General features: G+C 64.1%; 14 protein-coding genes. 9 read left to right on the plus strand and 5 right to left on the minus strand.

The features are described from left to right. Positions 1-276: 276 nt before the first annotated feature. From ACYQML_RS16290 to ACYQML_RS16315, 6 genes are all read left to right on the plus strand, one after another. A complete protein-coding gene (locus ACYQML_RS16290) occupies positions 277-1,170 on the plus strand; it encodes a cobalamin B12-binding domain-containing protein (protein ID WP_461233399.1) in 894 nt (297 codons plus the stop codon). Positions 1,171-1,271: 101 nt separating this feature from the next. Then, positions 1,272-1,691 carry a BLUF domain-containing protein gene (locus tag ACYQML_RS16295; RefSeq protein WP_461233400.1) on the plus strand — a complete coding sequence of 140 codons (420 nt, stop codon included), beginning with the start codon at positions 1,272-1,274 and terminating at the stop codon, positions 1,689-1,691. A 76-nt stretch (positions 1,692-1,767) separates the two neighbouring features. Continuing rightward, positions 1,768-2,301, plus strand: coding sequence for a BLUF domain-containing protein (locus tag ACYQML_RS16300; protein WP_461233401.1), 534 nt, complete (start codon positions 1,768-1,770; stop codon positions 2,299-2,301). Positions 2,302-2,609: 308 nt separating this feature from the next. Next, positions 2,610-3,614, plus strand: coding sequence for an HWE histidine kinase domain-containing protein (locus tag ACYQML_RS16305; protein ID WP_461233402.1), 1,005 nt, complete (start codon positions 2,610-2,612; stop codon positions 3,612-3,614). A 120-nt stretch (positions 3,615-3,734) separates the two neighbouring features. Continuing rightward, a complete protein-coding gene (locus ACYQML_RS16310; RefSeq protein ID WP_461233403.1) occupies positions 3,735-6,731 on the plus strand; it encodes a PAS domain-containing protein in 2,997 nt (998 codons plus the stop codon). 119 nt (positions 6,732-6,850) lie between these two features. Beyond that, on the plus strand, positions 6,851-8,584 hold the full coding sequence (locus ACYQML_RS16315) for an HWE histidine kinase domain-containing protein (RefSeq protein ID WP_461233404.1): 1,734 nt from the start codon (positions 6,851-6,853) through the stop codon (positions 8,582-8,584). A 270-nt stretch (positions 8,585-8,854) separates the two neighbouring features. On the opposite strand, the gene ACYQML_RS16320 is transcribed toward ACYQML_RS16315, so the two are convergent. Further along, positions 8,855-9,856, minus strand: coding sequence for a sensor histidine kinase (locus ACYQML_RS16320; RefSeq protein WP_461233405.1), 1,002 nt, complete (start codon positions 9,854-9,856; stop codon positions 8,855-8,857). Positions 9,857-10,005: 149 nt separating this feature from the next. On the opposite strand from ACYQML_RS16320, the gene ACYQML_RS16325 reads away from it, so the two are divergent. Both ACYQML_RS16325 and ACYQML_RS16330 read left to right on the plus strand, forming a co-directional pair. Then, positions 10,006-10,230 (plus strand): hypothetical protein, encoded by a 225-nt coding sequence (locus ACYQML_RS16325; protein WP_461227926.1) that lies wholly within the window; start codon positions 10,006-10,008, stop codon positions 10,228-10,230. Between the two features lie 101 nt (positions 10,231-10,331). Further along, on the plus strand, positions 10,332-10,529 hold the full coding sequence (locus tag ACYQML_RS16330; RefSeq protein WP_461227927.1) for a hypothetical protein: 198 nt from the start codon (positions 10,332-10,334) through the stop codon (positions 10,527-10,529). 199 nt (positions 10,530-10,728) lie between these two features. Here ACYQML_RS16330 and ACYQML_RS16335 read toward each other — a convergent pair whose 3' ends face one another. The 4 genes from ACYQML_RS16335 to ACYQML_RS16350 form a co-directional block, all read right to left on the minus strand. After that, positions 10,729-11,010: a hypothetical protein gene (locus tag ACYQML_RS16335; RefSeq protein ID WP_461233406.1), complete on the minus strand. Its 282-nt coding sequence runs from the start codon at positions 11,008-11,010 to the stop codon at positions 10,729-10,731. A 158-nt stretch (positions 11,011-11,168) separates the two neighbouring features. Next, entirely contained in the window at positions 11,169-11,375 is a 207-nt protein-coding gene (locus ACYQML_RS16340) for a hypothetical protein (protein ID WP_461233407.1), read from the minus strand. Between the two features lie 201 nt (positions 11,376-11,576). After that, entirely contained in the window at positions 11,577-11,855 is a 279-nt protein-coding gene (locus tag ACYQML_RS16345) for a hypothetical protein (protein ID WP_461233408.1), read from the minus strand. Positions 11,856-12,051: 196 nt separating this feature from the next. Then, complete coding sequence (locus tag ACYQML_RS16350) at positions 12,052-13,149, minus strand: HWE histidine kinase domain-containing protein (protein ID WP_461233409.1); 1,098 nt, start codon at positions 13,147-13,149, stop codon at positions 12,052-12,054. Between the two features lie 997 nt (positions 13,150-14,146). Here ACYQML_RS16350 and ACYQML_RS16355 point away from each other — a divergent pair. Continuing rightward, positions 14,147-14,878, plus strand: coding sequence for a PRC-barrel domain-containing protein (locus tag ACYQML_RS16355; protein WP_461233410.1), 732 nt, complete (start codon positions 14,147-14,149; stop codon positions 14,876-14,878). Positions 14,879-15,004 lie beyond the last annotated feature (126 nt).

The following is a 15,004-nucleotide window of genomic DNA, read 5'->3' on the forward strand; positions in this document are numbered from 1 at the left end:
TCGGGACCCGCCGGTCTGGTCTACGACTAGGTTGGGTGGGGAGCGGTCGGGCCGCTTTAGGCCGCAGTCGACGAGAGGCGGACGGTCGAAACCCTGTATCTACGCGAATGAGACCGTATTTCTCTGCCCGTCGTAAACTGCGGATATCGGTTGGCTGCAGTTGGAAAGTTACCTCCTTTACAATTGGTACATTTGCGTCTCTCTTGCGTCCCGTACTCGCCGGACGACGGTCAATAACAAACGGGGACTCGAACCCCGGACCATAGGGATGAGGCAATGCTGGATCCAGGATCGACGCACCGGGAGTGGGCGGGTCTGATCTCGGCGGGGATCGCTGAAGCGGCGTATGTCCGGGAGGACTATGCACGACGACGATCCGTCGATGGGGCACGCCAGCGAACCCTGGCGCTCAGCCGCATCGTTCAGACGGACATCATCCCCCGGCTGATCTTACTCGATCGTGGCGAGAGGCATGTCCGGTCGGACGTTTTGCCGAAGCTAAATACGGAAACGGTCGCTGGCTTCACCGATCTGATCCTCGGGCACGACGTGACGGCCGTCATGAACGCGTTCTCAGTCCTAATGGCCAAGGGCTATTGCGTCGACGACCTGTTCCTCGACCTGCTGGCACCTTCTGCGGCCTTGTTGGGACGCATGTGGGACGACGATCTGTGCGACTTTATCGAGGTCACGGCCGGCCTCGCCCAACTCCAGTTCCTGTTGGCCGCGTTCCGCTCGGACGGAGACATCGCGCCCTACGATAGCGAGCGCCGTATCCTCCTGATGGGAGCACCCGGCGAACTCCACACCTTCGGCTTGGCAATTGTCGAGCAGTTCATGCGCAAGGCCGGATGGCATGTGGCGAGTGGCCTTGCCTCCAGCCCCAGGGAGATCGCCGATCTCGTCGGTTCTGAACCGTTTGGCATTGTGGGTCTGACGCTGAGCCGGGAGAGCCACCTCGATCACCTCGCGGCCTCGATCCAGGCGGTGAGACGCGCGTCACTCAACCCTTCTATCGGCGTCATCGTCGGGGGGCCCGTCTTCCTTGAGCATCCCGAATATGTCGAACGCGTCGGTGCCGATGCCTCAGCGGTCGATGCCGCAACCGCCGTACTGCTCGCACAGAGACTGCTCTCGTCTACAAGCTCCGAGCGCTCGAAGAGGCCCTGAACAATCTGCAATCGCCGAAGCGATGTCTCATCCTTCGAGCCTTCGGCCGACCGAATGTAGATACCGCTACCGATCCGACGGCCTGATAGGATCCAGCAGAAATGTCCGTCATTCAGCTCATCTATGCCTCACGACCGTTTGGTTTCGATCAAGCGATGCTCAATGGCATCCTGACGCAATCGCGGCGATGCAACGCACGCGATGGGATCACTGGCGCTCTCATCTGCAGGGCGGATGTTTACATGCAGTTGTTGGAGGGCTCGGCCGAAGCACTCGATGCCACCTATGCCCGGATCGTGAGGGACGACCGGCATTTGGAGATCAGGCGGTTGTCTTATCACACCGTGACGGACCGATTGTTTCCCCGCTGGGCTATGCGTGACGATCCAGCCCGATCTTGGATGTGGTCACAGGCTGAAGTTGCGAACGGAGCACTAGACCAAGCCACTCATTTGCAAGCTCTCAGAATATTCGAGCGCCTTGCATCTGAACCCGAACACGATGAGGCTTCATGCGCCTAATGGGCGGCTCGAAAAGCTGCAAGAAATAGATGACGGCTAGCCGGATGTGACCGACGCCCCAGGGGAGATCCGCCCCATGGCCGCCTTCATGCGACGTCGTGGTCTCCCTGGCATAAATGAAGCGAGCTCACTCATGTTCGACGAATACGGCATCCCGCGCGGCGTCGATTCTGACGACGATGCGCTCATTCCACTCTACCACTTTGTCTACTGTAGTCGTGCTGCCGAAGGCGTTGACGATGCCGAAGTCTCCCGCATCGTCGAGGCGGCCCAGCGCAACAATCTCGCACACGGCATCACCGGGGTGCTGGTTTTCGGCAGCGGCGTCTTCTTCCAGTGGATCGAGGGGCCGGCCGCCGAGATACAGAAACTGATCGCGACCCTGCATCGCGACAAGCGGCATTATGACATCGTTTCGCTGAGCCAGAGCGAGGAAGAGCGCGAGCGTCTTTATCCGGACTGGGACATGGAGAAGGTCGAAGCCGAGGATATCCGCTTGGTGCTACAGGATGCGCTCGACAACGCGGAAGACAAAAACAACCGCCTGGCGCTGATGCGCATTCTCGAACAACTGGATGCGGGCGCGCTCGACCCGCTTGGTCGGGGCTGACCGGGACCCACGTCCACTTTCCAGCAGACCTAGAGGCAACTCGTACGACCAAGTCGGGTCAGAGGGTGAAGGTCCGCTCTGGAGCGAACGGACAGGGTCCGCATACCACACTTCGCAAGCCCTCCCGACACCTACCAAGCGTGATGATTTCACTTCCAATCCACGAGATTACAGGCGGGGACGTGACACATGGTACGTCGCGGCAACCGAGTCGTTTAACTTGGGTTCCATTCCTGTGGTCGGGTCCTACGTCCCGTCCGGTCTGTAGACAGGGCCACGGCGTTTCCGTGGCCGCGGGAGAGTATGCGGTGCCGTTGGGTGAAGCGAGTGGGCCGGGCGATATCGATCTCAGGCTGTTGAAGGCCGCGGTTGAGGCGACCGGGGAAGCCATATTGATCACTACGGCGGACCTCGACGAACCCGGTCCGCGGATCGAGTACGCGAACGGCGCCTTCGTTCGCCTAAGCGGCTACCAACTGGACGAGGTCATCGGCCGGAGCCCGCGTTTTCTGCAAGGACTCAGGACCGAACGCGCCGAGCTCGACCGCGCTCGCGCATCGCTTGAGTGCGGGGAGGCCTTTCAGGGCGAGGCGCTGAACTACCGCAAGGATGGCTCGACCTACATTGTCGAATGGCTAATTACCCCCGTCAGGGAGGGCGAGGGCCGTATCACGCATTGGGTCTCGGCCCAGCGCGACGTCACCGACCGCCGTGCCTTCGAGGACCGGCAGGCCATGATGGTCCGCGAGCTCCACCATCGCGTAAAGAACACCCTCGCGACCGTCCAGGCTGTCCTGAACGCAACCATGCGGTCGTCTATGACAATGGCGGAGTTCGGCCGTGCCTTTACAAACCGCATCGTCTCGCTTGCCCGGACCCATGCCCTGATTACCGAAAATCAAGCACAGGTCGTCTCATTCGAGGGCCTGCTGAGGGCGGAGCTCGATCCGTACAACGAGAACGGGCGCATCACGCTTGGGGGACCGTCCGTGAGGCTTCCGTCCGAACTCGCAGTGCCTGTTGGCATGGCCCTGCACGAGCTGACCACCAACGCCCTCCGTCACGGGGCACTGGCACATCCGGATGGCCGGGTCACGGCGACCTGGACGGTGGAGGATCGTACGGAGGGCAGGTGGCTGGCATGGGTCTGGAACGAACACGACGGTCCACCGCCAGCGCTGCCCACCCGTGAAGGGTTCGGCATGCGGCTGATCAATCGAATACTTGCGGCGCAGACAGGCGCCAAGGTCGACGTTGCGGCGGATTACGACGGCCTTCGCATCAGCATCGCGATACCGCTTCGAAGCCGATGAGGGTGTCCCGGCTTGCGTCGAACAGGAAAGCTCGAATGTGGTTGCCTCCGCCGTCGGAATCCTCATTGATCGGAACGATCCAGGCTGCTTGTGCCTAACCCTCTCATGGATCGCGCAACAATGAGTGACGAGGAGGCCGAACGCCTTCGTGCACTCGACCGCTACCGTTTGCTGGATACGCCGCGGGAGCAGGACTTCGACGAGATCGCGGAAGCCGCCGCCGAACTCTGCGACGTGCCCATCGGCGTGGTGAATTTGATCGGAGACGGGCGCCAGTTCTTCAAGGCCGAGGTGGGTCTTGGCGTGCGCGAGACGCCGCTGGAGACGTCGTTCTGCCGGCAGGCGATCCTGCAGGAGGACTTCCTGTATGTTCCCGATGCGACCCGCGATCCGCGCTTCGAGGGCAACCCGCTCGTCACCGGAAACCCTGGCCTGCGCTTTTACGCCGGTGCCCTTCTCAAGACCGCCGAAGGCCATCCCATCGGCACGGTCTGCGTCCTCGATACCAAGCCGCACGACCTGACGGAGCGCCAGCGCAAGGGCCTTGCCCGCCTCGCGCGTCAGACCATGGCGCAGATGGAGCTGCGCCAGTCGTTGCGTGCCCAGGAGGAGGAACGCCTCCTGCACGAGCGCATCCTCGACAGCGCCACGGACTACGTCATCGTGGCCACCGACATCGAGGGGCGTGTGACCAGATGGAACACGGGTGCGGAGCGGATCCTTTGCTGGACGCAGGCCGAGATGCTTGGCCAGGGGTTGGATGCGGTCTTCACGCCCGATGACCGCTTGAGCGGACGGCCCGCGACCGAGATGCGTCTGGCCGAGGAGAACGGCAGCGCACCCGACGAGCGCTGGCACATGCGTAAGAACGGCACTCGGTTTTGGGCCTCCGGCGAGATGATGCCCCTGAGGTCGAAAGACGGTCGAACCGTCGGTTTCCTGAAGATTCTGCGTGACCGCACCGAGCAGCGTGACGCCGGCGCAGCCCTGCAGGCCAGCGAGTTGCGCTACCGCTCCCTTGTCGAGGTCAGTCCCCAGGTGGTCTGGTTCGGCGATGCGGACGGCAACGTCACCTACTGCAACGCCTATTGGTACGACTATACCGGCCTGCCCACGGACGAGACCGGGGAGACGAGCTGGATGGGTGTGATCCATCCTGACCACCGTGAACCGACGCGCCGGGCCTGGCTGGCGGCGGCGGGATCGGGTCAGCCTTACGAGGTCGAGTTCCCGCTGCGGGGTGCCGATGGCCAGTATCGCTGGTTCCTATCGCGGGCGCGCCCGGTCCATGATGCCGACGGGAATGTGCGCAGCTGGATTGGTACCTCGTTCGACATCCACGAGCGCAAGGTCGCAGAAGAGCGCTTCCAGACCCTGACCGAGCTTGCGCCAACCGTGGTTTGGTTCGGCAAGCCCGACGGCAGCCTCAGCTACCTCAACGACCGTTGGTACGCCTACACCGGACAGACGCTGGAGCAGGCGTTGCCGTCCGGCTGGACCGACGTCATTCACCCCGACGACTTACCTGGGCTGACGAGGGCTTGGGATAACGCTCGCTCGCGCGAGGTCGTCTACGACACCGAGGCCCGCCTCCGTCATGCCGATGGCGCCTATCGCTGGTTCCTGATCCGGGCGGAGCCCATGCGGGACGGCGCCGGCGCCGTTGTGGGGTGGCTCGGGAATACGAGCGACATCCATGACCGACGCCAGGTCGAAGAAGACCTTCGCGAGACACGAGAGCAGTTGCGACTCGCGGTAGAGGCGACGGGCACCGGCATCTTCGACTTCGACCTCGTGTCTAACGTGCTGAAGTGGGACCTGCGCACGCGCTCCTTCTTTGGCCTGGGCCCCGATGCTAACGTCGACCTCGATGTCTACCTCGCCCGCCTGCACCCGGACGACCGCGAGAGGGCGGACGCGGCGGTCACCGCCGCCATCGATCCGAAGGGCGACGGCACGTACGACATCATCTACCGCACCATCTCTCCGGAGGACGGGATCGAACGCTGGGTCTCCGCTAAGGGGCAGACCCTATTCGAGGACGGGCGACCGCTTCGGCTCATCGGAACAGCACGCGACATCACCCAGGCCCGGCGGGCCGAGCAGACTCTGCGCGAGACCGAGGAACGCTACCGACTAGCCTCTCGGGCCACCAACGACGCGATTTGGGACTGGAACCTCGCCACCAACGAGGTGCTTTGGAACGACGCGCTGCAGGCCGCCTACGGCCATTCGCCTGAGGCTGTGGACCCGACCGGCGACTGGTGGATCGGGCACATCCATCCCGAGGACCGTGGCCGCATCGACGCCTCGATCCATACCGTCATCGACGGCATCGGAACGGCCTGGACCGACGAGTACCGCTTCCTGCGCGCGGACGATACCTACGCTTACGTCCTCGACCGGGGCTACGTCATCCGCAACGGAACCGGGCAAGCGGTTCGGATGATCGGCGCCATGCTGGACATCTCGGAGCGTAGGAAGGCCGAGGAGTACCAGCGGCTCCTCACCGGCGAATTACAGCACCGGGTCAAGAATACGCTCGCCCTAGTGCAGGCCATCGCCAGCCAGACCCTACGCGGATCGACGGACGTCAACGAGATGCGGGAGGCCTTTGCCGCCCGACTGATCTCGCTCGGCCGTGCGCACGACATCCTTACCGCGGCTAGCTGGACGGCCGCTCCCATTTCAGAAGTGGTGGATGGGGCGCTCGGCGTGCATGTCGGGGCCGCGGGCGGACGCCTCCGTACGAGTGGACCCAACGTCCTCCTGGCGGCCAAGGCCGCCCTGTCGCTCGCCCTGTCCCTGCACGAGCTCGCCACTAACGCGGCCAAGTATGGGTCGCTTTCTAACGATACAGGCTTCGTGGACCTGCGCTGGCACGTAGTGCACGAGGGCGACGCCCCGCGCTTCTGCCTGACCTGGTCCGAGCACGGGGGGCCGCCCATCCTCGCCCAGCCATCGCGAAAAGGTTTCGGCTCGCGTCTGATCGAGCGGAGCTTCGCGGCCGAGGTCGGCGGGGAGGTCAAGCTCACCTACGCGCCCACAGGCCTCGTCTGCCGACTGGAGGCTCCCCTTGCTTCCATGCAGGAGGTCCTCGATGTCGCTGCTGCCTGAAGCTCGGATCCCTATGGACGTGGAATGCATGGCCCTCGCCGGAGGCGGACCCAGGCCCATGTACTGGGGCGCCGAACCTCTATGCCTGCTCGAGCCCTGGGCGCTGAGTTGATTTCCTCATGCCTCTGACCAAACGCATCGTCGGGCTTGTGGCGCTCGCGCTCATGCCCGCCCTCGCCATCCAAGGTTACAATGAGTACGCGCTCCGCTCTGCGCGAGGCGAGGCCGTGCGAGGCGAGGCGATGCGCGCCGCCCGCAGCGTCGCCGCCGACCTAGGCCAGTTCGGACGCGGCACCCGGCAGGTTCTCGGCATCCTTGCCGAGGTGCCGGAGATCCAGGGTAAGGACCCACTCAGCTGCACGGCCTACCTGAGGACCCTGCTCGGAAAGGTGCCCGGCGCTTTCTTCTTCGGGGTGGCGGACACGGATGGGAGCATCGTCTGCAACACCCTGGGCACGGCGCGCGGAGCGTACAACCTAGCCGACCGTGGCTACTTCCAGGACGCGATGCGGACGGGCGGATTCACCGTCGGAGGGTTCGTGACCGGACGGATCACCAAGCGGCCAACCTGGCAGTTCGCCCAGGCCATACCAGGACCCGATGGTCAGCCGGTCGGAGTCGTCGTGGCCAGCATCGACCTGGATCATCTTGCTGGACACCAGGCACGGGCCGGGCTCCCCCCGAATGCCACGCTGACCGTCGCGGACCGGAACGGCTCCATCCTACTTCGACTACCCGATCACACCGATTGGGTCGGCAAGCCTCTTACACCCGAGTTCTGGTCGGCAGTCTCGCAGAGCCGCGGCAAGGTCATCGATTTGCCTGGCCTGCGCGGAAACATGCGAATCACGGGCATCGCCGCTGCGACGCCGGACGATCTCGATGCCATTACGGTCGCGGTGGGTCTCTCGCCAGAAGCGGCCTTCGCCGACATCGACGCGGCGACGCAACGGGGGGTGATCCTCATCATCCTCGGTGCACTCGCTGCACTCTTGGCTGCGTTCCTTGCCGGGCGCGCCTTCATACGCCGTCCCGTTCAGCGACTGCTGCAGGCTGCCTCTGCCTGGCGGCTCGGCGACCTAGGCGCGCGGTCTGGACTCTCGGGTCCCTCGGAGTTCGGCCAACTCGGGGAGGCCTTCGACGCCATGGCAATCTCGCTGCAGAAGCACGAAGGCGAGCTACGTTCCGAGATCTCGCGGAGCCACCTCCTACAGGAGCGTCAGACCATGATGCTGCACGAGCTCAACCACCGGGTCCGCAACACGCTTACAACTGTTCAGTCCCTGGCCCGCCAGTCGCGTCGGACCGACGAGACCGGCGAGCGGCTTGAGGGACGCATCATCTCACTCTCGAAGACCCACGACCTGCTCTCGCGCGACGACTGGACTGGGGCGTCGCTCCGGACGGTGCTGGAGAACGAGCTCGCCCCCTTTCTCCATGGCAGTGAAAACCGGTTCCGGATCGATGGTCCCGACCTCGACCTGCCGCCGCGCTACGTTCTGGCTCTCGGCATGACGCTGCACGAACTCACCACGAACGCCGCCAAGTACGGGGCCCTCTCCGATGAGGCGGGGCGCGTGGACATCGCGTGGCGCGTGGCGACGACGGAGGGCGGCGCGCGCCGGCTCGTGATGGAATGGCGCGAGAGTGGCGGGCCGGCTGTCACAGTGCCCCACCGCAGGGGGTTCGGCACGCGCCTGATCAACGGGGGCATCAGCCATGAGCTCGGAGGAACGGTGCATCTCGACTTCGACGCCGCTGGGCTGAGCTGCGTCATGGATGTGCCGCTCGACGAGCAGGACCGTTTCACCTCGTTCCGGAAGGGCTCGGGTCAAACTCTCTCCGCGGCCTGACCGGCAGGATGAGGGCCGGAACCGTCCCTGTTCGATCAGTACCTTTGAGTTCCCGACCGAAGTTCGGTCGGGAACTACCGTGAAGTGTTGCCGTGATGCACGATGAATTACACCTGATACCCCCAGGCAATGGATGCTGCTCTAGCGTCGAGCGAGCGACGCACCATTGGCGTGTCGGAAACCAAGTAGGATGCAGGTGCTGAAGGCAAGGCCGTCCTTTACACCGACTCCAGCTCGATGCGGGTCTGCCGGCTGGCTGGACCGCACGTCTCAGGAAGAGAGATAGGCCTTGTTCATCGTGAGGGTGGCGACGACGCCGGCCGTATTCCATTCCCGGTGGATCGAGCCATCAAGTTGTCGGGTCATGGCACGTTCGAGAAGCTTGCTTCCGTATCCCCCGGGCCCAGAAGGCTCGGCCACTTCGGGCCCACCCCTCTCCGTCCATGCGATTACGACTACGTCCGCCTGCGAGGAGCAGGAAACGTCGAGAGTGCCCGTCGGAACCGAGAGCGCGCCGTATTTGAGGGAGTTGGTGGCGAGCTCGTGCACGACGAGCGCCAGGGTCGTCGCCGCGGCCTCGCCGACGCCCATCCGCGGCACCGATACGCGGATGCGGCCGCTGAAGGCACCCATGTCGTCGTAGGGCGCCAGGAGGATCGCGATCAGGTCGCCGAGGAGCGCGGCCTTGCCCTCGCTGCCGGGCAGCGGCCGGACGAGGTCGTGGGCCCGGTCCAGGGCGGTGAGGCGCTGCGTCAGCTCGCGGGCCATGTCGACGGAGGTCGTCGTCGAACGCGAGGTGATGGCGGTCAGGCCGGAAGCGATAGCGAGCAGGTTCTTGACCCGGTGGCTCATCTCGCCGGCGAGAAGCTCATGGCCCTCCTCGGCCTGCTTGCGGCCGGTCACGTCGAGGAAAACGCCGAACATGGTCCGACCGACGATGTTATGGTCGTTGCCCTGGCCCCGGGCCGAGACCCAGCGCACGTCCTTCCCGTGCATGATGCGGAAATCGATCTCGTAGGTGCCCATGAGGGCCCGGGTCGCCGAGAAGGCCGCGCGAACCCGGTCGCGGTCCGCCGGGTGGATGAACGCCGATAGGTCCTCGAAGGTCACCGTCCGGTCGAGGGGGGCCCCCCAAAGGCCGTAGCCGCGCGCGTCCATCGTGAAGGAGTCGTTGTCGACGTTCCAGGACCACAGCGCCACTCCCGCCGCGTCGACGGCGAGGCGCAGGTGATCCGCCGTCCACGCGGCTGGGCTCGGGGTCTCTATCGTCACGGGATGCATCCTGCAGGCTAGGGTCATAAGGTCCCCGAGCTCGGCCGTGTCAATGAGCGCACCGCGGCTCTCCGACAGCCTTTGCCAAGTAGCCTACGCGAGAACCGATACCGCTTGGTCGTGGCCGTCCCATGTGGGATGACGGAACGATGCGCATTCCCTCGTTGCCCGACCACAGCGTGGCCGTCTCGGCCTGCCGGAGCGAGAAGGGCCGCTTCCGATGGTCGATCACGACGGCGGGCTACCACCCGTACCGGTCCACGGGCTCTTACCCCTCCGCCTCCGTCGCCCTCGCGGCCGGGATCGCCCAAGCCCATACCCTAGCGGAGCGGCAGCCGATCAGGGGACGGATCAACAACGGGAGTTGGATGTGACGGAGTCCGTCTGACCGGCGGGCAGCCCACCGGGGCAATCCGCAATATGCTTAGGCAAATAGCCAATCAGAGCGCATACTCGAAGCCCCAAAGGATGCTCCATGCCCATCATCGAAATTCGACGTACGCCGCGCTCGCCGGCAGCGCGGGCGGCCATCGTCGGAGCGACACGGGCGTTGGAGATGGCATTCCCGGTCATGATGGATGAGGTCGTGCTGAACAGGCTTGGTAGGGCCGTAGCGGCCCTCTTCGAGGCCGAGGCAATTCTCGCGCTGAGAGTCGTGCCTGAGGCGGCCTGATAAAGACGGTGTGGATCTGCCGAACGATAACAGATGCTTGCGGGACGTCTGACGACGGCTACCGGTTCGATCTCGTCAGGACGCGCATCTAGCCATAACCGGCCGCAGATCGAAACATCTCGTCAGCCGAGTGCCGTCTTGATGCATGACATCCCCGGCCAAATTGGCCCTGCGCGCCAGATCGAACCCCTGGTCGTTGTCACGACCGCGCGTCAAGCGCGATCACTTCGTCACCGTTCCATCGCACGTGGAAGCCGGCTTCGGCAGTGGCTTCCGAGACGACGGCCTTCCAGTCCGATTGAGGGCGCTCGGCAGCCCTTGCATAGACCAGTTCGCAGATACGGGTGATACTACCGACGGACGTCGCCCCCCGGCTGGTCCAATGCCGGTTCAGGCTTGCGTAGGCGACGTCGTACAGGCGCGCCTGCTCGGCGGCCACGATGTCCAGTCTCATGTCCTCGAATTCGGCGGGGCCGAGCATCGCTTTGCGTTCCCATATTGAAACCACGTGGGACCTTCGGCTTACGGCAAGTCACCGATGATGCCCTTTGCCTCGCTCATCGTGTTCTAGCAGGCGCGCTTGTCGCCGCGCCGGCCCTCGTCGGCCGCCCGGACGATGAACCTTTTGGCTGCGGCGACTTAGTCAGCCGTCGAGACGAACTTGGGGTCACTCGGGGCACCGAGCCGTACGCCGGTAACAGCACACGGGGAGCCCGTGCGGCGGGCGTGGCCCTCCTGCAGGCTGATGACTTCGACGGAACCGGCACTGTAAAGACGACGCTCGATGGTGCCGATCTGCTTAGCGCAGGACGAAGCCAGGGCGGGCAGCGGGAGAATGGCAAGCACGAGGGTGGCGAGCGGGGTGCATCGGGACGACTTCCGGCGTGATAGTAGCACAGCGGCTTCGCCCGACGAGCGAATGGACCCGATGCCGTCCCTCACGCGGCGATGCGAGGGTAGCGAGGCTTCAACGTGCGCGACATGCATCTGTTGCATTGCACCATGCACGAAGACCGTCCACGTTCCTGGGTGGATCCGACTTCGCTTCTATGACGTGGGTGGCGGCATGACCGTCGGCTCCACGCCGTCCGCCCGGCCGGCGTAAGGGGGAACGTCCACGAGCGTTCCGATCAAGCGCAGCAGCGCCAGCTGTTCGGGCTTACCCGTACCGTCGCTCAGAAAGGTACCGAGTTCGATGTGGCGAAGCCGTCCGCCTGACGGGCCGTTTGGCTGATGGATGACGAATGCCCGGCCGTTCGTCGGTTCGCGGCCCAGGTGCCAGGAATCCCCATTGGGGCTTTGGTAGAGTTCCCGTCTATCAGCCATCGGCCCCGACCTCCTGGGTGATCTTCAGCTTACGACGGCCCGATGGCGCACGCGAGGACGAAAACCGACACGAAGGACCGTGGACCCATGTGCATCCTCGAAGCTGGCCGGCCGCCTCGTGGCGGCGAGGTGCCCTGCAGAGCACACGGGCCGCTCCCGCCAGTTCCGTGAGACGTCCTGCGCCCGTGCATGCGCCTCAAATTGGTTCGAGCGGAATGTCCAGGGTGCAAACGAGGCCGTCCGACTCGAAGAGGATGCGCGCCTCTCCCCCAAGCTCGTTGGCCACGCCCCTCTCGATCATCCGGCTGCCGAAGCCCCGCCGGGTCGGGGGCAGCACCGGTGGCCCGCCCGCCTCCTGCCAGCGCAGCCTGAGGCGTTGCATAGCCTCGGGCGAAGCTCCGACGGCGTCAAACGCTGCCCAGGATACCGTCACGGTCCCCGTCTCATTCGACAGGGCCCCGTACTTGGTCGCGTTCGTCACGAGTTCATGCATCATCATCGACAGCGCCAGCGCACACCGCGGCACCACGCGCACGGGCTCGCCGTCCCAGCGGCAACGTTGCGCAAGGGCGTGATGGGGGCTCAGCGCGTCCTGCACCAGTCGGCCCAGGTCGGCGCTTTCCCACTTATCGGCGGTGAGCACGTCGTGCGCCTTGGCAAGGGCAATCAAGCGCGCTGTGATCGCATCCCGTGCCTCCTGCAGGGATACCGCCGACCGTAGCGTTTGCGTCGTGAAGGCCTGCACCGTGGCGAGCGTGTTCTTTACCCGATGATTGAGCTCGTGGATGAGGATCTGCTGGTGCTCGCTGGCTAGCTGCGCCTCGGTGAGGTCCCGCAGGATCTTCAGGAAGCCCGTCAGGCCGCCTGCGTCGTCGCGCATCGGCATCATGAGGCCGTTGGCCCAGAACCGTCCGCCGTCCTTGCGCAGATGCCAGCGGTCGTCGTCGGCCCGGCCCTCGGTGACGGCCAAGCGCATCTCCTCCTCGGCGATGGCGTCGTCATTGTCGTCGGGCGTGAAGATGAGGTTGACGGGCCGGCCGATAGCCTCCTCCTCGTCCCACCCGAGCAGGTTTTCCGCTCCGGTGTTCCATCCGGTGATGCGCCCGGAGAGATCTAAGGTGAAGATTGCGTAGTCCCTGGCACTCTCGACGGCGAGGCGATAGCGGGCCTCGCTCAGTCCAAGCGATGCGAGGCGTGCCATCATGTCGACGAGTGATAGCTCGCATTCGGCCAGGCGTGTCTCCGCAAGCGCAAGGGCAGCCCGGCCCTCGGCGATTTCACGTTCTTGCTCCATGACGCTGGAAGACGACCCGGCGCCCCCGCGCCGGACGGCTTCGTCGAGGGCTCGCCTCAGTCGGGCGATCTCCGCTTCGAGCGCGGCGTTCCGGCTTTCGAGTGAAGGCTCCGAACCCTCGGACCCCCTCAAGCCAGAGCTCCCGTCGATGCGAGATTAAGAGATAGATCCGGCGCCACGCGAGTCGACGGAGTCTGATCGAGGGGAGCTGATAGCACGGCGTCCTCATTCGTGGACCCAGGCGCCTCTCCCCGGAAGGAAAAGGCGCTCCCCGTCGTTACGGAGGCATCCCGCACGATGATGGCCGGCTCGACCGCGAGAGGTGGCTCCCCGGAGATCGACAAGTGAGAGCGCCGGACATCGCAACGCACGGTGGAGAGGCCGGTCCCCCCGACCGAACCCTGGACGATGGTAAGCCGCTCGTCGTGTGGATCGAAGGTATTGCGCGCCATGTCGCTCCCCGCGTGGATCAGGCGGGAGCACATCGAACTCTCAGGCGCCGACGCCCAAAACCAGTGGCCAGCGATACAATCGATATACGCTGCAATCTGCGAAGAACAATAACCGCGTCCTGATTTAGTCCAAACCGACGTTCCGTGCCAAAATAAAAATCGTATTTCTAAATTGAGGCTGGAACATATCAAGGCTTAACATCTTAACCTTGACCGTAGCAGAGCTCCGCTCGATTTACGGTAGCGAGGCAAATCGTGGCCATACTGGATCCAATCACCGGAAAACGAGTCTCAGTCGAGAGGATAACGCCGGCGTATCCACGCAGTGGCCGACATACTGCCCCCAGGCATCGCGGCGAAGAACGGCCGGCAATCAGCTGCAAGGACGAGGCCAGGGACAATCAAGCGCTCTCTTTGGGCAGCTTTAATTCCACGCTGGAAGCACGCCCTACGTTGAAAAGCCTTTTCTCATTCAATAAATTTCTTTAATAAAACACAGCTATATAATATTACATATTTCGCCACGTTTATAAATTAGGCTCTTGATGAACCCCCTCCAATTCGTGGCCGCCGCTTCACTCCTTTGCACGCTTGGGGGTGGTGCCGCCCTTGCCGAATGTCAAATTGCGGATGCGAAGCTTGAGGAGGCCATCCTGCAACGGCCCGACCTTCACGGACCTGCCAATCGGCAGACCGTAAAAGATCTTCGGAGTCTACGGGATGCGGCTTTCACGCTGTGGTCCTACGGGCGCCATGCGGATTGCGAGCGCCTGATGGGGAACATCCGCGAACTGGTCGCCGGACCTGCCATGACAGGCCTAGGCGACAACGACGAGGATGCGGCCGAGGAGCAGATGGCGGCGCGCGCCCCGAAGGTCCGTCGGGGGGCGATGGAAGGCCGGCGCGACCGGAAAGGGGCCATGCCGCTCGTCGATGTCGAAGATCTCGTGCTTGGACTGAGGACGGACCAGATCGTTGGCGCGGAGGTTCGCAGTTCCGACGACAGGATCGTCGGAGAGGTCAGGAACGTCATCTTCGGGAGCAAGGACCGCCGGGACTACGCCATCGTTGCCTCAGGTGGCTTCTTCACTCCCGGCAAGGACAGCATCGTCGTGCCGATCCGCTCCCTCAGGGTGACGCAGGAGTGGGATAGCTTCTTCCTTCCCCTTCCGGATTCCGAGATCAAGAGCATCCCCCTCATGCCGGATCAGGATTACAAGTGGCTCGCCGACGATGTCTGGCGCAATCGAAACGACGCCCTGTTCGCACGACGATGACACCGCGAACGGCTTTAAGCGGGAAGTCATGCACTGCCGCGGGATCGGCCGTTCGCGACGCCGGGCGTAAATTGGCCGGCCGCGCGTGGGGACGTCCATTCCCAGCCTACGATCTTCGGCAGCGAT

The sequence above is a fragment of the Methylobacterium sp. CM6244 genome, from assembly GCF_054817885.1.